This window comes from Pseudomonas sp. LBUM1672 (genome assembly GCF_059695655.1).
On the sequence record NZ_CP166781.1, the window covers coordinates 5,248,743 to 5,266,275 of the forward strand.

General features: G+C 59.8%; 14 protein-coding genes. 8 read left to right on the forward strand and 6 right to left on the reverse strand.

The window, feature by feature from the left end; translation table 11 throughout:
• Positions 1 to 4: 4 nt before the first annotated feature.
• Complete coding sequence (locus ACA053_RS23945) at positions 5 to 754, forward strand: YkgJ family cysteine cluster protein (RefSeq protein ID WP_497393863.1); 750 nt, start codon at positions 5 to 7, stop codon at positions 752 to 754.
• 155 nt (positions 755 to 909) lie between these two features.
• On the opposite strand, the gene ACA053_RS23950 is transcribed toward ACA053_RS23945, so the two are convergent.
• Positions 910 to 1,167 (reverse strand): hypothetical protein, encoded by a 258-nt coding sequence (locus ACA053_RS23950; protein WP_109634687.1) that lies wholly within the window; start codon positions 1,165 to 1,167, stop codon positions 910 to 912.
• 232 nt (positions 1,168 to 1,399) lie between these two features.
• Positions 1,400 to 1,771: a DUF6124 family protein gene (locus ACA053_RS23955; protein ID WP_497393864.1), complete on the reverse strand. Its 372-nt coding sequence runs from the start codon at positions 1,769 to 1,771 to the stop codon at positions 1,400 to 1,402.
• A gap of 1,173 nt (positions 1,772 to 2,944) precedes the next feature.
• Here ACA053_RS23955 and ACA053_RS23960 point away from each other — a divergent pair.
• From ACA053_RS23960 to ACA053_RS23990, 7 genes are all read left to right on the forward strand, one after another.
• Positions 2,945 to 4,105 carry an efflux RND transporter periplasmic adaptor subunit gene (locus ACA053_RS23960; RefSeq protein ID WP_497393865.1) on the forward strand — a complete coding sequence of 387 codons (1,161 nt, stop codon included), beginning with the start codon at positions 2,945 to 2,947 and terminating at the stop codon, positions 4,103 to 4,105.
• Positions 4,102 to 7,203, forward strand: a complete 3,102-nt coding sequence (locus ACA053_RS23965; RefSeq protein WP_497393867.1) for a multidrug efflux RND transporter permease subunit — start codon at positions 4,102 to 4,104, stop codon at positions 7,201 to 7,203. Before ACA053_RS23960 ends, ACA053_RS23965 begins: the two co-directional genes overlap by 4 nt.
• A gap of 9 nt (positions 7,204 to 7,212) precedes the next feature.
• The gene (locus ACA053_RS23970; protein WP_007916978.1) at positions 7,213 to 7,890 is read left to right on the forward strand and encodes a heavy metal response regulator transcription factor; all 678 of its coding nucleotides are present in this window, start codon (positions 7,213 to 7,215) and stop codon (positions 7,888 to 7,890) included.
• Complete coding sequence (locus ACA053_RS23975) at positions 7,880 to 9,244, forward strand: heavy metal sensor histidine kinase (protein WP_497393868.1); 1,365 nt, start codon at positions 7,880 to 7,882, stop codon at positions 9,242 to 9,244. The genes ACA053_RS23970 and ACA053_RS23975 overlap by 11 nt, the downstream gene beginning before the upstream one ends.
• A gap of 277 nt (positions 9,245 to 9,521) precedes the next feature.
• Positions 9,522 to 9,746 carry a hypothetical protein gene (locus ACA053_RS23980; RefSeq protein ID WP_109634694.1) on the forward strand — a complete coding sequence of 75 codons (225 nt, stop codon included), beginning with the start codon at positions 9,522 to 9,524 and terminating at the stop codon, positions 9,744 to 9,746.
• Positions 9,747 to 9,941: 195 nt separating this feature from the next.
• Complete coding sequence (locus ACA053_RS23985) at positions 9,942 to 11,261, forward strand: OprD family porin (RefSeq protein ID WP_497393869.1); 1,320 nt, start codon at positions 9,942 to 9,944, stop codon at positions 11,259 to 11,261.
• Positions 11,262 to 11,409: 148 nt separating this feature from the next.
• Positions 11,410 to 12,906, forward strand: a complete 1,497-nt coding sequence (locus ACA053_RS23990) for a sensor domain-containing diguanylate cyclase (protein ID WP_497393870.1) — start codon at positions 11,410 to 11,412, stop codon at positions 12,904 to 12,906.
• 192 nt (positions 12,907 to 13,098) lie between these two features.
• On the opposite strand, the gene lpxC is transcribed toward ACA053_RS23990, so the two are convergent.
• From lpxC to ACA053_RS24010, 4 genes are all read right to left on the reverse strand, one after another.
• Positions 13,099 to 14,010: a UDP-3-O-acyl-N-acetylglucosamine deacetylase gene (gene lpxC / locus ACA053_RS23995; RefSeq protein ID WP_095130494.1), complete on the reverse strand. Its 912-nt coding sequence runs from the start codon at positions 14,008 to 14,010 to the stop codon at positions 13,099 to 13,101.
• Positions 14,011 to 14,122: 112 nt separating this feature from the next.
• Positions 14,123 to 15,316, reverse strand: a complete 1,194-nt coding sequence (gene ftsZ / locus ACA053_RS24000; RefSeq protein WP_007943486.1) for a cell division protein FtsZ — start codon at positions 15,314 to 15,316, stop codon at positions 14,123 to 14,125.
• Between the two features lie 71 nt (positions 15,317 to 15,387).
• Complete coding sequence (gene ftsA, locus ACA053_RS24005) at positions 15,388 to 16,647, reverse strand: cell division protein FtsA (protein WP_033061341.1); 1,260 nt, start codon at positions 16,645 to 16,647, stop codon at positions 15,388 to 15,390.
• Positions 16,648 to 16,662: 15 nt separating this feature from the next.
• On the reverse strand, positions 16,663 to 17,532 hold the full coding sequence (locus ACA053_RS24010; RefSeq protein ID WP_109634700.1) for a cell division protein FtsQ/DivIB: 870 nt from the start codon (positions 17,530 to 17,532) through the stop codon (positions 16,663 to 16,665).
• Position 17,533 lies beyond the last annotated feature (1 nt).

Here is a 17,533-nt window from a genome sequence, read left to right on the forward strand (position 1 = left end):
CTCAATGAATACGACTTTTTCCTGCGTAGGTTGCGGCAAATGCTGCAACGACCACCACGTGCCCCTGACCCTGGCCGAAGCCCGCATGTGGGCGGCCGACGGCGGTCAGGTGATCGTGTTGGTGGAAGGTTTCCTGGGCAACGGCCTGGGCCTGCCCGTGCAGCAACGCGAACACGCCGAACGCCGTTCAGTGGTGGTCCGAAGCGGTACGTCCGAGGCGTACGTGGCGATCACCTTCGCCGCCTACAACGTCGGCCCCTGCCGGAATCTTGACGAAGACAACCTCTGCCGCATCTACGAACGCCGCCCGCTGGTGTGCCGCATCTACCCAATGGAAATCAATCCGCACATTGCGCTGAACACGGCAGTGAAGGAATGCCCGCCCGAATCGTGGGAACAGGGCCCGGACTTGATCATCGGTGGTGAGCTGGTGGATCAGGAACTGGCAGGATTGATCCAGCGTTCACGTCAGGCGGATCGCGATGACATTCAGACCAAGGATGCGATTTGCGGGTTGCTGGGGATTCGGACTACAGCGCTGAAGGGGGATGGGTTTACGGCTTATCTGCCGGATATGAATGCGTTTGCCATGGTTATTGATCAGCTTGCCGGTCAGCCGCTGGCGGGCTCAGGCAGTGAATGGCAGTTCCATGTGTCGGGCGACGATATCGCCGGACAAGTGCTGGCGGCTGGAGCGCAAGTGGCGACTGAAGCGCCGGTGAACTATGCGTTTATATCGTTGCGGGCGGCTTGATCCTGAAGATGTATCGCCTGTTATTGCCTCATCGCGAGCAGGCTCGCTCCCACAGGGGATCCTCGTCGTACACAAAATCTGTGTCTTGAGGAGATCAAATGTGGGAGCGAGCCTGCTCGCGATGGCGATGGATCAGGCACCGCAGAAATAGAAACTCAGCGCTTACCCATCGACCGACGAGTCCCAGGAGGCGCCGCCCCAGGCGTCTTGGTATGGCCATTCTTCGCGCCATTCTTGTACCAAGGCTGGCTGGCGTTCTTCGCGGCGGCCAGATCCCCCGGTTTGAACGGGAATTTGAACGCCGGGATCGCGGCTTTGGATTCGCTGTCTGCGCTGGAGTCGACGCTGTCTGGCAGGTCTGCCTGGTCGTCGCTCAAAGCGTCAGCAACCGGCGGTTGTGTCGGGGAAGTCATGAAAGCTCCGGGGTGATGCAAAAAGTCGGGCCCGGTCAGCGAGCCGCGAAAGGCGGCAGTATACCTGTGTCCAGAGCCGCAAGCTTCACGCTGCAAGCGAGTCCGTCGGGTTTTGTGTCCACTGACACACCGCCTTCGCGAGCAAGCCCGCTCCCACAAGAACACCGCAGTACCTGTGGGAGCGGGCTTACTCGCGAAGAACGAAACCGCGGTTTACCAGACCAAACGCAATCTAAGCCGGAAGCTCAACCCTATCCAGCACCCGATTCACCGCCAACTCCGCCAGCATGATGACCTGCTGAATCGCCATCAGCGTATGCCGCTGCGGCCCCTCCAGACTCATCGCAAAATCACTGCTCATCACACTCGCCGACGCCAAAGACTCACAGGCATGGGCCAACAGACTTTCAGAATCAACCTCAGGGGCGACCACAAACATCGTGCTCGGGCGACGCGGTTTTGCGCTGTAGCGCTCGGGGGGATCGAGGTAGTAATCGAGCGCGCGTTTTATGGCTTCGTGGTCTTTGATCAGCGATTCGGCCTGGGTGGTCTCTTCGCGGGGAGTGGTGGTGTCGATGGGTGGATCGGGGATTAACTTATCCATGCAAACTCCTACTGAAATGGGTGCCACCATTCGCCGGATCTCAAGCGGCGAAGAGGTGGCAGCTATGTGCAGTGTGAGATCACCGGTAGTAGGCACCCGGCCAGACCGAAGTCTGCCCGCACACAGCCGCCATAACGCATTTACAGGCAGCGGATAAGCTGGCGCCAATTATGGTGACATTGGCGCTAGATGCATACTAGTTGCCGGGGATCTCACGCCCGGTCGCTGAATTTGCAGCGACAGCCACAGGTTAGAGAACACGCTTCCTACCCGGCAACCTGAAAAATGCGTGGGAAAACACTGTGTTTCTTACACATCTTTCAACACACAAAAATGGAACGCGGAGCGTCCCGGGCGGCATTCCCACGCGGAGCATGGGAACGATCAATCGAGGCAACGGGAAGAGATTGGTTGACTGTCAGTCCGCCATCGCTGGCAGGCCAGCTCCCACAGGGGGTTGGTGTACATCTGCAAGAAATTGGTCGGCTGTCAGGCCGCCATCGCTGGCAAGCCAGCTCCCACAGGGTTTGGTGTACATCGGCTAGAGACTGGTCGGCTGTCAGGCCGCCATCGCTGGCAGGCCAGCTCCCACAGTGATGATGTACATCTGCAAGAGACTGGTCGGCTGGCAGGCCGCCATCGCGAGCAGGCTCGCCCACAATGGTTCGGCATACACCGGTCGCTCCTCACCACTCATCAGGCCGAGCGTTAGCTCGCCTGCAGCTTTTGATCTTGATCCACCCGCCCCTTCGGGAGGCTGAGTGGAGGTGTTCATCCGGGGAGTGGCGCGTAGCGCCGTTCGACGCAGTCGAACACGCTGCATGTAGGTCGTCGCGAAGCAGACCGGAGGGCAGTGTCCCCGGATGGATACCGGAGCGAAGGAACGCCGAGCCTTAGCGAGGGGCCGGACGCTTGGGGCGAGCGTTTTTTTGCTTACTTTTTTTAGGCGCTTGTAAAAAAAGTGAGTCGCCGTAAGGGCGAAACCCTAAGTGGCCGTTACCGCAGGAATGGATATGCACCCGATCAACCACAACATGGTCGGCCCACAGGCCGCCAAGCCCAAACTGACAGCGCCGTCAGTTAGCAGTCACCTTCCTGACCGGCGAACAGGTTTATAAAGGAAGGTACAAACCAGACCCGACTCCCGACCACCCAGCCCGGCGCCCCACTCGCATGCGAATTCAGAAAAAACCCGCCTTGATCGCAGGTCTGCTGATTGCCCTGGCAGCAGGAGGCGCGTGGTACGCCACCAAACCCGCCACCGCCAAACTCGCCGCGCCCACGGCAATCCCGGTTCGGGTCGTCAGCGTCACCGAAAAAGACGTCCCCCGCTATGTCAGCGGCATCGGCTCGGTCCTGTCCCTGCACAGCGTGGTAGTTCGTCCGCAAATCGACGGCATCCTCACCAAAATCCTGGTCAAAGAAGGCCAACGGGTGAAACAAGGCGACCTGCTCGCCACCATCGACGACCGCTCGATCCGTGCCAGCCTCGACCAGGCCCGGGCCCAATTGGGCGAAAGCCAGGCCCAACTGCAAGTCGCCCTGGTCAACCTCAAGCGCTACAAACTGCTGAGCGTCGACGACGGCGTATCCAAACAGACCTATGACCAGCAACAAGCCCTGGTCAACCAGCTCAAAGCCACCGCCCAAGGCAATCAAGCGTCAATCGACGCCGCTCAAGTGCAACTCTCCTACACACAGATTCGCTCCCCGGTCACCGGCCGCGTCGGTATTCGCACGGTGGACGAAGGCAACTTCCTGCGCATGACCGACACCCAGGGCCTGTTCACCGTGACGCAGATCGACCCGATCGCCGTCGAGTTCTCCCTGCCGCAACAAATGCTGCCGACCCTGCAAGGCCTGATCGGCGACCCCGAGCGTGCACAAGTGAAGGCTTACATCGGCGCCGACACCGACGGCGAAACCGGCAACCTGCTGGGCGAAGGCCACCTGACCCTGATCGACAACCAGATCAACGCCAACACCGGGACCATCCGCGCCAAGGCCGAATTCAACAACCCCGGGCAGAAACTCTGGCCGGGCCTGCTGGTGACGGTAAAAATTCAGACAGCCCTGGATAAAGATGCGCTGGTGGTCCCGCCCACCGTCGTACAGCGTGGCCTCGATCAACATTTCGTGTACCGGGTCAAAGGCGACAAGGTCGAAACTGTCACCGTACAAATGGTCCACCAAGGCAGCGGCCAGGACATCATCAAAGGCGTCAAACCGGGCGATGTGCTGGTCAGCGACGGCCAATCGCGGCTCAAACCCGGCTCGACCGTGCAGGTGCTGACCGAGCCGCCGCAAGTGGTGCAATCGGAGCCCAAGCCATGAAGGGCCACGGCTCGGTCTCGGCCTGGTGCATCGATCATCCGGTGGCGACGATCCTGCTGACCTTTGCCCTGGTATTGCTCGGCGTTATCGCTTTCCCGCGCCTGCCCATCGCGCCGCTGCCGGAAGCCGAATTCCCGACCATCCAGGTCGCCGCGCAACTGCCCGGTGCCAGCCCCGAAACCATGGCGTCATCGGTGGCCACGCCGCTTGAAGTGCAATTCAGCGCCATCCCCGGCGTGACCCAGATGACCTCGAGCAGCGCCCTCGGCTCGACCAACCTGACCCTGCAATTCACCCTCGATAAAAGCATCGACACCGCCGCCCAGGAAGTGCAGGCCGCGATCAACACCGCCGCCGGTAAACTGCCCAAGGACATGCCGAACCTGCCGACGTGGCGCAAGGTCAACCCGGCCGATAGCCCGGTGCTGATCCTCAGCGTCAACTCGACGCAAATGCCCGGCACGGAACTCAGCGACCTGGTGGAAACCCTTCTCTCGCGTCAGATCAGTCAGATCGACGGCGTAGGCCAAATCAACATCACCGGCCAGCAACGTCCGGCGATCCGCGTTCAAGCCTCGGCGGACAAAATCGCGGCTATTGGCCTGACGCTGGCGGACATTCGCCTGGCGATCCAGCAGGCCAGCCTCAACCTGGCCAAAGGTGCGTTGTACGGTGAGTCGAGCATTTCCACGCTGTCGACCAACGATCAGCTGTTCCATCCCGAGGAATACAGCCAGCTCATCATTTCCTACAAGGACGGTGCCCCGGTTCACCTCAAGGATGTCGCCAATGTCGTCGACGGTTCGGAAAATGCCTACGTGCAAGCCTGGGCCGGTGACAAGCCGGGGGTGAACCTGGTGATTTCCCGGCAACCGGGCGCCAACATCGTTGAAACCGTGGATCGCATCCAGGCCGCCCTGCCCGGCCTCGAAGCCATGCTGCCGGCTTCGGTGCAGGTCAAAGTGCTGGTCGACCGCACCCAGACCATTCGCGCCTCGCTGCATGAAGTGGAAGTCACCCTGCTGATCGCGATCATGCTGGTGGTGGCGGTGATGGCGCTGTTCCTGCGTCAGTGGTCGGCAACGCTGATCGTATCCGCGGTGCTCGGCGTGTCGCTGACCGCCAGTTTCGCCCTGATGTACATCATGGGCTTCAGCCTGAACAACCTGACGCTGGTGGCGATCGTGGTGGCCGTGGGGTTTGTGGTCGACGATGCGATTGTGGTGGTGGAGAACATTCACCGCCATCTCGAGGCCGGCGACGGCATGCGCGAGGCGGCGATCAAGGGCGCCGGCGAGATTGGCTTTACCGTGGTCTCGATCAGTTTCTCGCTGGTGGCGGCGTTTATCCCGCTGCTGTTTATGGGTGGCGTGGTCGGGCGACTGTTCAAGGAATTCGCCCTGACTGCCACGTCGACCATCATGATTTCGGTGGTGGTCTCGCTGACGTTGGCACCAACTCTTGCCGCGCTGTTCATGCGTGCGCCGGTGCATCACGCCCACAGCAAACCTACATTTGGCGATCGCTTGCTGGCAGGCTATGAAAAACTTCTGCGCCGCGCCCTCTCCCATCAAAAGCTGATGATCAGCGTTTTCTTTCTGTCTTTGGGACTGGCGGTCGCCGGTTACATCTTTATCCCCAAAGGCTTCTTCCCGGTGCAGGACACCGGTTTTGTCCTCGGCACCACGGAAGCCGCCGCCGATATTTCCTACGGCGACATGGTGAAAAAACACCTGGCGATGGCCGAAATCGTCGCGGCGGATCCTGCGGTCCAGGCGTTTTCCCACTCGGTGGGCGTCTCGGGCAGTAACCAGACCATCGCCAACGGTCGCTTCTGGATCTCCCTGAAAAAGCGCGGCGACCGCGACGTCTCGGCCAGCCAATTCATCGACCGGATTCGTCCGCAACTGATGAAAGTCCCGGGCATCGTGCTATATCTGCGCGCAGGCCAGGACATCAACCTCAGCTCTGGCCCGAGTCGCGCGCAGTACCAATACGTGCTCAAGAGCAACGACGGCGCGACCCTCAGCACCTGGACCCAGCGCCTCACGGAAAAACTGCGCGCCAACCCGGCGTTCCGCGACATTTCCAACGACCTGCAACTGGGCGGCAGCATCACCCACATCAGCATCGACCGCAGCGCCGCGGCGCGTTTCGGCCTGACTGCCAGTGACGTCGACGAAGCGCTGTACGACGCGTTTGGCCAGCGGCAAATCAACGAGTTCCAGACCCAGATCAACCAGTACAACGTGATTCTGGAACTGGACACCAAGCAACGCGGCAAGGCCGAAAGCCTCAACTATTTCTACCTGCGCTCGCCCCTGAGCGGAGAAATGGTGCCACTGTCGGCGCTGGCCAAATTCGATGCGCCAACGGTCGGCCCGCTGTCCATCGCCCATGACGGCATGTTCCCGGCCGCCAACCTTTCGTTCAACCTCGCGCCCGGCGTGGCGTTGGGCGATGCGGTGATCATGCTCAACCAGGCCAAGGCCGAGATCGGCATGCCGGCGGCCATGAGCGGTAACTTCCAGGGCGCGGCGCAAGCGTTCCAGAGTTCCCTGGCCAGCCAGCCGTGGTTGATCCTGGCGGCGCTAGTGGCGGTGTACATCATTCTCGGCGTGCTCTACGAGAGCTTCGTGCATCCGCTGACCATCATCTCGACCCTGCCGTCGGCAGGCCTCGGCGCGGTGATCATGCTGTGGATTTGCGGGCAGGACTTTTCGATCATGGCGTTGATCGGGCTGGTGTTGCTGATCGGCATCGTGAAGAAGAACGGCATTTTGATGATCGACTTCGCGCTGGAAGCTCAGCGCAAAGGTGGATTGCCGCCGGAAGAGGCGATCTACCAGGCCTGTATCACGCGATTCCGGCCAATCATCATGACCACCCTCGCCGCCCTGCTCGGCGCGCTGCCGCTGATGTTCGGCTACGGCGCTGGCGCCGAACTGCGCCAGCCATTGGGCATCGCGGTGGTCGGCGGCTTGCTGGTGAGCCAGGCGCTGACGCTGTTTACCACTCCGGTCATATACTTGTGGCTGGAGCGGCTTTTCCATAAGCCCAAACCCGCACCGATGCCGGCGCTGGCAACCACAGACTGAGGCGGGGTCATGCGCGTTCTGATTATCGAAGACGAAGAAAAAACCGCGGATTATCTGCACCGCGGCCTGACGGAACAGGGTTACACCGTGGACCTGGCGCGTGACGGCGTCGAAGGCCTGCACCTGGCGCTGGAAAGCGACTACGCGGTGATCGTCCTCGACGTCATGCTGCCGGGCCTCGATGGCTTCGGCGTACTGCGCGCGCTGCGTGCGCGCAAGCAAACCCCGGTGATCATGCTCACCGCCCGCGAGCGTGTCGAAGACCGCATCAAAGGCCTGCGCGACGGTGCCGACGATTACCTCGGCAAACCGTTCTCCTTCCTTGAACTGGTCGCGCGACTGCAAGCGTTGACCCGGCGCAGTGGCGGTCATGAACCGGTGCAAGTGAGCATCGCCGACCTGTGGATAGATTTGATCAGCCGCAAGGCCACCCGTGCCGGCACGCGCCTGGACCTGACCGCCAAGGAATTTTCGCTGCTCAGCGTGCTGGCCCGTCGGCAGGGTGAAATCCTCTCGAAAACGGCGATTGCCGAAATGGTCTGGGACATCAATTTCGACAGCGACGCCAACGTCGTCGAAGTCGCGATCAAACGCCTGCGGGCCAAACTCGATGGGCCGTTCGACGAAAAACTGCTGCACACGATCCGTGGCATGGGTTATGTGCTGGAGAGCCGCGGTGTCCAGTAATTCGATTGCCCTGCGCCTCAGCGGCATGTTCACGCTGGTGGCGCTTCTGGTGTTTCTGTTGATCGGCTGGGCCTTGTACCAGCAGGTCGATAAGGGCCTGGGTTTGCTGCCAGAAGCGGAACTGGATGCGCGCTACAGCGTGCTCGAATCCACGGTCGGGCGTTATGGCACGCCGGAGCATTGGGTGAAGATCAACAACAAGCTCAAGTTGCTCGGCGAAGAAGACAAGCGCATCAGTTTCTGGATCATCAGCGGCGATTCGCACTACGAATACGGCAACCTGACGCCGCAGATCCGCGCCTTTGCCGAAGGTCCGCTGGGGATGCGCGACATGACGTTGCCGGACCAGCCTTATCCGCTGAAAGTGCTGGTGAGCCAGTTCCCGGCCAAGGACCAACGTCCGCCGCTGCGCTTCATGATCGGCATCGACACCGAGACGTTTCTCCAGACCCAGCATCATCTGCTGATCGCGCTGATTAGCCTGGCGATTGTCGGTGTGTTGCTGGCGTCGGCGCTGGGTTATTGGGTGGCGCGCATTGGTCTCAAGCCGTTGATCAAGTTGTCCCAGGAAGCCCAGCGCCTCGCGCCGCCGTTGCGTTCCGGGCGTTTGCGCTTATCGCCTTTGCCGCCGGAGCTGAATCAGTTCGTCAATTCGTTCAACTCGACCCTGGAGCGGGTCGAGCAGGCCTATTCGCGCCTTGAGTCGTTCAACGCCGACGTCGCCCATGAACTGCGCTCGCCCCTGACCAACCTGATCGGTCAGACCCAGGTCGCGCTGACCCGCGGTCGCTCGGCGGAACACTACTTCGAAGTGCTGCAATCGAACCTTGAAGAGCTGGAGCGGCTGCGCTCAATCATCAATGACATGCTGTTTCTTGCCAGCGCGGATCAGGGCAGCAAGGCGACCAAACTGACCTCCACCTCGCTGGCCGATGAAGTGGCGACGACGCTGGAGTATCTGGATTTCATTCTGGAGGACGCGCAGGTTCAGGTGCAGGTCAGTGGGGATGCGCAGGTACGCATCGAAATTGCTCATCTGCGCCGGGCGTTGATCAATTTGCTGAGCAATGCGGTGCAGCACACCGGGCCTGGGCAAGTGATCGAGGTGCGGATAGAGGTTGAGGATCATCAGGTCAGTATTGGCGTAGCCAACCCCGGGTCGCCGATTGCCAGCGAGCATCTGCCGCGCTTGTTCGAGCGCTTTTATCGGGTGGATGCATCGCGCAGTAACAGTGGCAACAACCACGGGTTAGGGCTGGCAATCGTCAAGGCGATTGCGCTGATGCATGGCGGCGATGTGTTTGTGCGCAGTGATCACGGCATGAATACCTTCGGCATCCACCTCCCGGTCTAAACCCTTTCCCTGTATTGAAGGGGCTTTTGTGGCGAGGGGACTTGTCCCCGTTCCAGTGCGCAGCGCTGGCAGGATTTCGGTAACACCATAGATTTTTTGGGGCCGCTTCGCAGCCCAACGGGGACAAGTCCCCTCGCCACAGGACTTCATACACTCCGGCTCAACACTGTTGCTTTTAGCGCAACAGTCCTTTCATGAATCCGCTCTTTTTCCCCTGTCCAATCCCCCTTATCGTTGCCGCACCAAACAGCACTTGCCAAGCAAGAAGGTTTTAAAGATGTCCAACACTATGGGTATTGCCAGCGCTTTCGTTTTGTCCTCTTTGTTCCTGTCTCCGTTCGCCCTGGCTGAAGAGTCGCAAACGTTCGTCGCGCAAAATGCAGCGCGCGCCGCGGCGTATGAAGAGCATCAGAGCGAAATGACAGCCAAGGCCCAGGACGCTGCGCAAACCCCTCAAACGTCCACCTCTACGACCCAGCAACGGGTTGAGAAAGACAGCTGATCCCACGTATTCGCTCCATTTCCCTCGACACTTTTCATCGGCTCTTCCCTTTGAAAAGTTGTCTTCAAAGCCGCTGCTATCAGCGGCTTTTTTTCGTTGTGGTTTAAACGCCGTCCGGTTCGTCTTCACTAACAAGAAACATTTTGTACTTCATGCATACGAAGTGCTTAGTTGACCCAAGGAGCTTTACCGCAAGTGCGTTTCCCTCTCCGCTGCACCCCGCTGTTCATTGCAATCGCTGCAACGATGCCCCCCGCCGCCCACGCCGCCGACGAATCCAGCCATGAAGGTTTTGTGCAAGGTTCGAGCCTCAACCTCAATGCCCGTAACTACTACATGAACCGCAACCGTCTGCAGCAGACGGACGACAACATCGAATGGGGCCAGGGTTTCCTGGGCATCTTTGAATCGGGTTTCACCCAGGGCACCGTCGGGTTCGGTGTTGATGCCCACGCCATGCTCGGGCTCAAACTCGACGGCGGTGGCGGCACGGATGGCTCAAGCATCCTGCCGATCGGCGATGGCAACGGCAAAGCGCCGGGGTCGTTCTCGACCGCAGGGGGAACGTTGAAAATGCGCGCCTTTGATACCGAGTTGAAGGCCGGCGACCTGTTCCTCGCCAACCCGGTGATTGCCGGTGGCGAGACCCGCATGCTGCCGCAGACCTTTCGCGGCGTCAGCCTGACCAACCACAGCTTCGATGGCTTCCTGATCGAAGGTGGCCAGGCGAGCTTCACCAAGCCGTACAACCAGAGCGGTCATACCCGCATCGGCACCTCCTACGGCAGCCTGGCGGACGGCGACGACAGTCAGCACCTGAACTGGGCCGGCGTGGCCTGGAGCGGTCTGCCGGGGTTGACCAGCAGCCTCTATGCGTCCGAACTCAAGGACATCTGGAACCAGTACTACTACGACCTGGATTACACCTACGCGCTGAACGACCTGGTCAGCCTCAACCCGGGCCTGCACTTCTATCACACGCAAGACACCGGCGATGCGCTACTGGGTAACATCGACAACAACACCTACAGCCTGCACTTCACCGTCGGCGTGGGCTTTCACAGCGTTACCGCGGCGTATCAGCGGGTCAACGGCAACACGCCGTTCGACTACATCAGCCAGGGCGACAGCGTGTTCCTCGACAACTCCCAGCAGTATTCGGACTTCAACGGCCCGAACGAGCGCTCGTGGAAACTCAAGTACGCCTACGACTTTGCCGGCCTCGGCCTACCCGGCCTGACCTCGGCACTGTCGTACTCCCGGGGCAAACTGGACTTGACCAAAGTCGATCCGGACAGCCACGGTTACGCCTCGTGGCACAGCGCCGACGGCAAAAATGCCAAGCACTGGGAGCGTGACGTCGATCTGAAGTACGTGGTCCAGGGCGGCAAGGCCAAGGATCTGGCGGTACGCCTGCAATGGGCTACCAACCGTGGCGGCAATGGCTACGGCGCGCTGGATCAAGACACCGATGAATACCGGGTGATCGTCGACTACCCGCTGAATGTCTTCTAAGCTTTATTAAGCAAAAGGCCAGCATGTTTTGCTGGCCTTTTTTTTATCCGGCATTTATACAAGCGCTCTGGACGCGACCGGTTTCTGGGACTCTGCCCGATTCTTGTAAGAAAACTTTCATAACGCCTTATTTGCAGAAGTCAGAACCATGAGTGTGAGCAGTGTGAAATCTCAAGATCCGATCAGCTCGACACGATCTGAGCGACTTCTGGTTCTCGGCAGTGTGCTGTTGGTAATTGCGATACTCAGCATTGTGACCTTCCTGCTGATCCGTGAACGCGCCAATGCCGAGTTGTCCGCCACTCGCGCCGCCAACAACATCGTGCAATTGATCGACGCCGATGTGCTGCGCAATGTCGAACTCTATGATATTTCCCTGCTGGGTTTGATTGCCGCCTCCCGGCGAGAAGACCTCAAGAGCGTTTCTCCAGCCATTCGCCATATGGCCTATTTCGACCGCGCCACTGCCGCGCCGTACAAGGGCAACATTTTGTTGCTCGACAACAAGGGCGACGTGATCGCGGACTCGGCTTCGGTGGAGCCCAGGCAAGGCAACTACGCCGACCGCGAATACTTCCAGTCTCACGTGAACAACCCGGACCCGGGCATGTTCATCAGCCCCCCCTTCAGAGCCAGATTGCCCGAACAGGATTGGCGGATCAGTTTCAGTCGACGGGTGAGCGGCTCCCAGGGTGAGTTTCTGGGGGTGGCCGAAGCCGCCATGCGGCTGAGTTACTTCGATCAGTTGTTCAACAGTTTAAGCATCGGCCGCGACAGCACGGTCAATCTGATCAGCAAGAACGGGATTCTCCTGGCCCAGCAACCCCGTCTGGCCGAAGAGCTGATCGGCAAGGATTTCAGCAACCGCCCCAATTTCCAGCGCATCGTCAAAGAAGGCAACGGCAGCTTTACGAGCCTGTCCGACCGATACCGCGACAAGCGCCTGTATACCTTCTCCAAGGTCGGAAATTTGCCATTGATCGTCGTCGTTGCGCTGTCCAGTAATGAAGTCTTTGCGGCCTGGAAGCGCACGGCGGTGGTGGTCAGCTCTGCAACCATGGCCTTGTGCGTGAGCCTGCTGTGGCTGACATGGTTGCTTCGCCGGGAACTGCGTCGGCGACACCACGCCGAACACGAGTTGGCGCAACTGGCCGCCACCGACGCGTTGACCGGCCTGGCCAACCGCCGAACACTGGATCAGGCCCTGCGCCACGAATGGTTTCGTGCCCAACGTTCCGGCATGCCGTTGTCGGTGATGATGATCGATGCCGATCACTTCAAGGCGTTCAACGACCGCCATGGCCATCAGGCCGGCGACGAAGCGCTGCGCTCGTTGGCCAATGTCATCAGCGCTAACGTCCGACGACCGGCGGACCTGGCTGCCCGTTACGGCGGCGAGGAGTTTTCGGTGATCCTGGCGGAAACCGATAGCGCGGGTGCGCGGCAGCTTGCCGAAAACATCCGCAAGGCGGTTGAGCAGTTGCCGATGGTTGAGGGCGCCGAGTCGCCGATGACTGTCAGTATCGGGATCAGCACTTGGACGACAGCGACAGATATCAGCCTGGAGAGTTTGCTGTTCGCAGCGGACAAGGCGCTGTATCAGGCGAAGGAAGGTGGTCGGAATCGGGTTGTGGCTTCTGTCTGAAGTTATTGTGCTGATGCGAGCGGCCCCTTCGCGAGCAAGCCCGCTCCCACAATTGACCGAGTTGCCCAGACGGACGCGGTTTAATGTGGGAGCGGGCTTGCTCGCGAAGGGGCCAGCCCGGACACCGCAAAATCAGCGCATAAAAAAAGGCCACCCGAAGGCAGCCTTTAAAAACTAGAGAGGTTTTTTTACTTACACGGCCGCAACGGGACGCATGTAAGAGATCGGTGCTGTGCTGGCGTCTTCGAAAGTCACGACTTCCCAAGCATCTGTCTGCTCAATCAACTTGCGCAGCAGCTGGTTGTTCAATGCATGTCCGGACTTGAAGCCCTTGAACTCACCAATCAGGCTATTGCCCAGCAGGTAGAGGTCACCAATTGCATCGAGGATCTTGTGCTTCACGAATTCGTCTTCATAGCGAAGGCCGTCTTCGTTCAGTACACCATCCGCGTCGACCACAATAGCGTTTTCAACGCTGCCGCCGAGTGCGAGGTTGTGCTTGCGCAGGTACTCGATGTCACTCATGAAACCAAAGGTACGGGCGCGGCTGACTTCTTTTACGAACGAAGTACTGGAAAAATCCACGCTTGCACTTTGTGTGCGGTCACGGAAAACCGGGTGATCGAAATCGATCTCGAAGCTCACTTTGAAACCTTCGAAAGGGACGAAAGTGGCGCGCTTGTCGCCGTCTTCCACTGTCACTTCCCGCAGGATCCGGATGAACTTCTTGGCGGCGTCCTGTTCTTCCAGGCCCGCCGACTGAATCAGAAATACGAAGGGTCCAGCGCTACCATCCATGATCGGGACTTCAGACGCGGAGAGCTCGACGTAGGCGTTATCGATGCCCAGGCCAGCCATGGCCGAGAGCAAGTGCTCCACCGTATCCACTTTGGTGTCGCCACTGACCAATGTGGTCGACATCGTGGTTTCACCAACGTTTTCCGCGCGGGCAGGAATCTGCACGACCGGATCGAGGTCGGCACGAACAAACACAATGCCGGTGTCGATAGGTGCGGGCTTGAGGGTCAGGTATACCTTTTCCCCGGAGTGCAGGCCTACACCTGTAGCACGGATAATATTTTTCAGTGTGCGTTGTTTAATCATGGCTTGGGCCGCTTCAGCGCAAATTGCGAACTGGTATCAACAAAGGCTGGCGATAATAGCAGACCAGACCTTTGCTGAACACCAATCACCTTCATAGCCCTGATACATTCCATCAATCAGCCTGACGACGCAGGAAAGCCGGGATGTCCAGGTAATCCAGATCATCTTGCGGATTCATCTTCGCGGCAGTCGCAGCACCGGCCTGAGCCTGGTTGCGCATGACGGTCGGACGGTCCAGATCACGGTAGTTTACCGCCGGTTGTTCCTGACGAGCGGGCGCCGATTGTTGCGGCTGGGAGGCCATCGAGGTGTGAACGGTGTTGTCGATGACCTTCACAGGCTTCTCGATTTTTGCGCCCAGACCCGTGGCAACCACAGTCACGTGCAGTTCATCGCGCATGTCCGGATCGATAACGGTACCGACCTTGACCATCGCGTGCTCGGAAGCGAAGGCTTCGATGATGCTACCCACGTCGGAGTACTCACCCAGGGACAGGTCAGGACCGGCGGTGATGTTCACCAGGATGCCGCGTGCACCTTGCAGGTTCACGTCTTCGAGCAATGGGTTGCGAATGGCCGCTTCGGTGGCCTCACGTGCACGGTTCGGACCGCTGGCGCAGCCAGTACCCATCATCGCCATGCCCATTTCGCTCATCACGGTGCGTACGTCGGCAAAGTCGACGTTGATCATGCCCGGACGTTTGATGATGTCGGAGATACCGCGAACGGCACCGGCCAGTACATCGTCAGCCTTGGCGAACGCGGACAGCAGGCTTGCGTCCTTGCCAAGGATGGTCAGCAGTTTCTCGTTGGGAATGGTGATCAACGAGTCGACGCTTTCAGACAGCAGACGGATACCTTCGTCGGCGATCTGCATGCGCTTGCGGCCTTCGAACGGGAACGGACGAGTCACCACCGCAACGGTGAGAATCCCCATTTCCTTGGCCACTTCAGCAATGATTGGCGCAGCACCGGTACCGGTACCACCGCCCATGCCTGTGGTGATGAACACCATATTGGTGCCCTGCAGGACTTCGGCAATGCGCTCGCGATCTTCGAGAGCGGCCTGACGACCTACTTCAGGGTTGGCGCCGGCGCCCAGACCTTTGGTCACACCGGTACCGAGTTGCAGGATGGTCCGCGCGCCGATGGATTTCAGCGCCTGGGCATCAGTGTTGGCGCAGATGAATTCAACGCCTTCAATGTTGCTCTTGACCATGTGGTTGACAGCGTTGCCGCCGCCTCCGCCAACACCGATAACTTTGATTACCGGGCTTGCGGGGATGTTGTCTACGAGTTCGAACATTTTCCCTCTCCTTTACGTTCTCTAGTTTTTTCGCCTACTGCGTGTATCTACAACGGTGCTGCGGTAAATCTTCAGAAGTTGCCTTGTACCCAGCTCTTGAAGCGATCGAGCAAGGCGACTTTCGGTTCTTCATTGCTGTAGCTGTCGCGGCTGCTGATGCCCGAGAATGAAATCCCGTCGGACTGCTTCTGCAGGCCGTACATCAACAGGCCAACGCCCGTGGAATAAATCGGGTTGCGCACCACATCGTCCAGGCCCTTGACGCCGTGAGGCACGCCCAGGCGGACCGGCATGTGGAAGATCTCTTCGGCCAGTTCGACCGCGCCTTCCATTTTCGAGGTACCGCCGGTCAGCACGATGCCGGCCGGGATAAGGTCTTCGTAGCCGCTGCGGCGCAATTCGGCCTGGATCAGCGTGAACAGTTCGTCGTAACGCGGCTCGACCACTTCGGCCAGGGCCTGGCGGGACAGCTCGCGCGGTGGGCGGTCGCCAACGCTTGGCACCTTGATGGTTTCACCGGCACCGGCCAGTTTGGCCAGGGCGCAGGCGTAGCGAATCTTGATTTCTTCGGCGTACTGGGTCGGGGTGCGCAACGCCATGGCGATGTCGTTGGTCACCTGATCGCCCGCAATCGGGATCACCGCGGTGTGACGGATCGCGCCTTCGGTGAAGATCGCGATGTCGGTGGTGCCGCCGCCGATGTCCACCAGGCACACGCCCAGCTCTTTCTCGTCGTCGGTCAGGACCGAATAGGCCGAAGCCAGTTGCTCGAGAATGATGTCGTCGATTTCCAGGCCGCAGCGGCGCACGCATTTTTCAATGTTTTGTGCAGCGTTGACGGCGCAAGTCACCACATGAACCTTGGCTTCCAGACGCACGCCCGACATGCCCAGCGGCTCACGGACGCCTTCCTGGTTATCGATCACGTAATCCTGCGGCAAGGTGTGCAGCACGCGCTGGTCAGCCGGGATCGCCACGGCCTGGGCAGCGTCGAGGACGCGCTCAAGGTCGGCGGAGCTGACTTCGCGATCACGAATCGCCACGATGCCGTGGGAGTTCAGGCTGCGGATGTGATTGCCCGCCACGCCGACGAACGCCGAGTGGATCCGGCAACCGGCCATCAGCTGCGCTTCTTCGATCGCGCGCTGGATCGATTGCACGGTGGACTCGATGTTCACCACCACGCCTTTCTTCAGGCCACGGGACGGATGAGTGCCGATCCCGACGATTTCCAGCGTGCCGTCGTCCGAGACCTCGCCGACCAGCGCCACCACCTTGGAGGTGCCGATATCGAGACCGACGATCATTTTGCCGCTTTGCACGTTTGCCATGGGTCCTGCCTCTTCTTAATTCTTCGCGACAGCGGGTTGGGCTGTCGTGGGCGCTACAGGTTCCCGCCAGCCAACAGCGAGGCCGTTGGCGTAGCGCAGATCGATGCGCGCAATGTTCGTAATCTGTTCTTTAAGCGTCTTGTCGTAGATGGCAATGAAGCGGCGCATCTTTTCCACCAGCTTGCCGCGTCCCAGCAGCAGTTCGATCCCCGGGCCCGCACTGCCGGCTCCGGTGGTCAGGAACCAGCTGCCTCGTTCACGCAATTCCAGGCGTGCAATCGAGAAGCCCAACGGCCTGAGCATCTGGCTCAGCACCTGGTACTGCTGCATTACCTGCTGTTGAGCCCGTTGTGGGCCGAACAGCTGTGGCAAGTGTTCGTAGTTCGCCAGCTCACGCGGGGTGAACGCCTGACCCTGGTTGTTCAACAGCGATTCATCGCCCCAACGTGCCACCGGCAGTTGTTCTTCCAGGCGGATCACCACTTGATCCGGCCACACCCTGCGCACTTCGGCGTGGGCAATCCATGGCATCGTTTCAAGCTCGGTGCGCATGCTCGCAAGGTCGATGGTGAAGAAGCTCGACGCCACGTACGGGGCGATCCGCTGCTGCACCGCTTGCTGGCTGATGTAACTCAAGTCGCCCTGCACCGCGATTTTGCTGATCGGCCGGTCGGCGTACGGCAGCAAACGCTGCGCGCCTTCGTAAGTGCCGAACCCCAGCGCCACCAACAGCACCGGCCAGAACAGGCTTTTCAGAAAACCAAAATTGGCTTTCGGCAGGCGCGCAGACATCGGCTCTTTAGCCACCATTCGGCTGGCACCCCGAGGCACCGGCTTGCGGCCGGGTGCTGGAGGGGGCTGATGTCTCAGCTGTGCGCCTTGCATG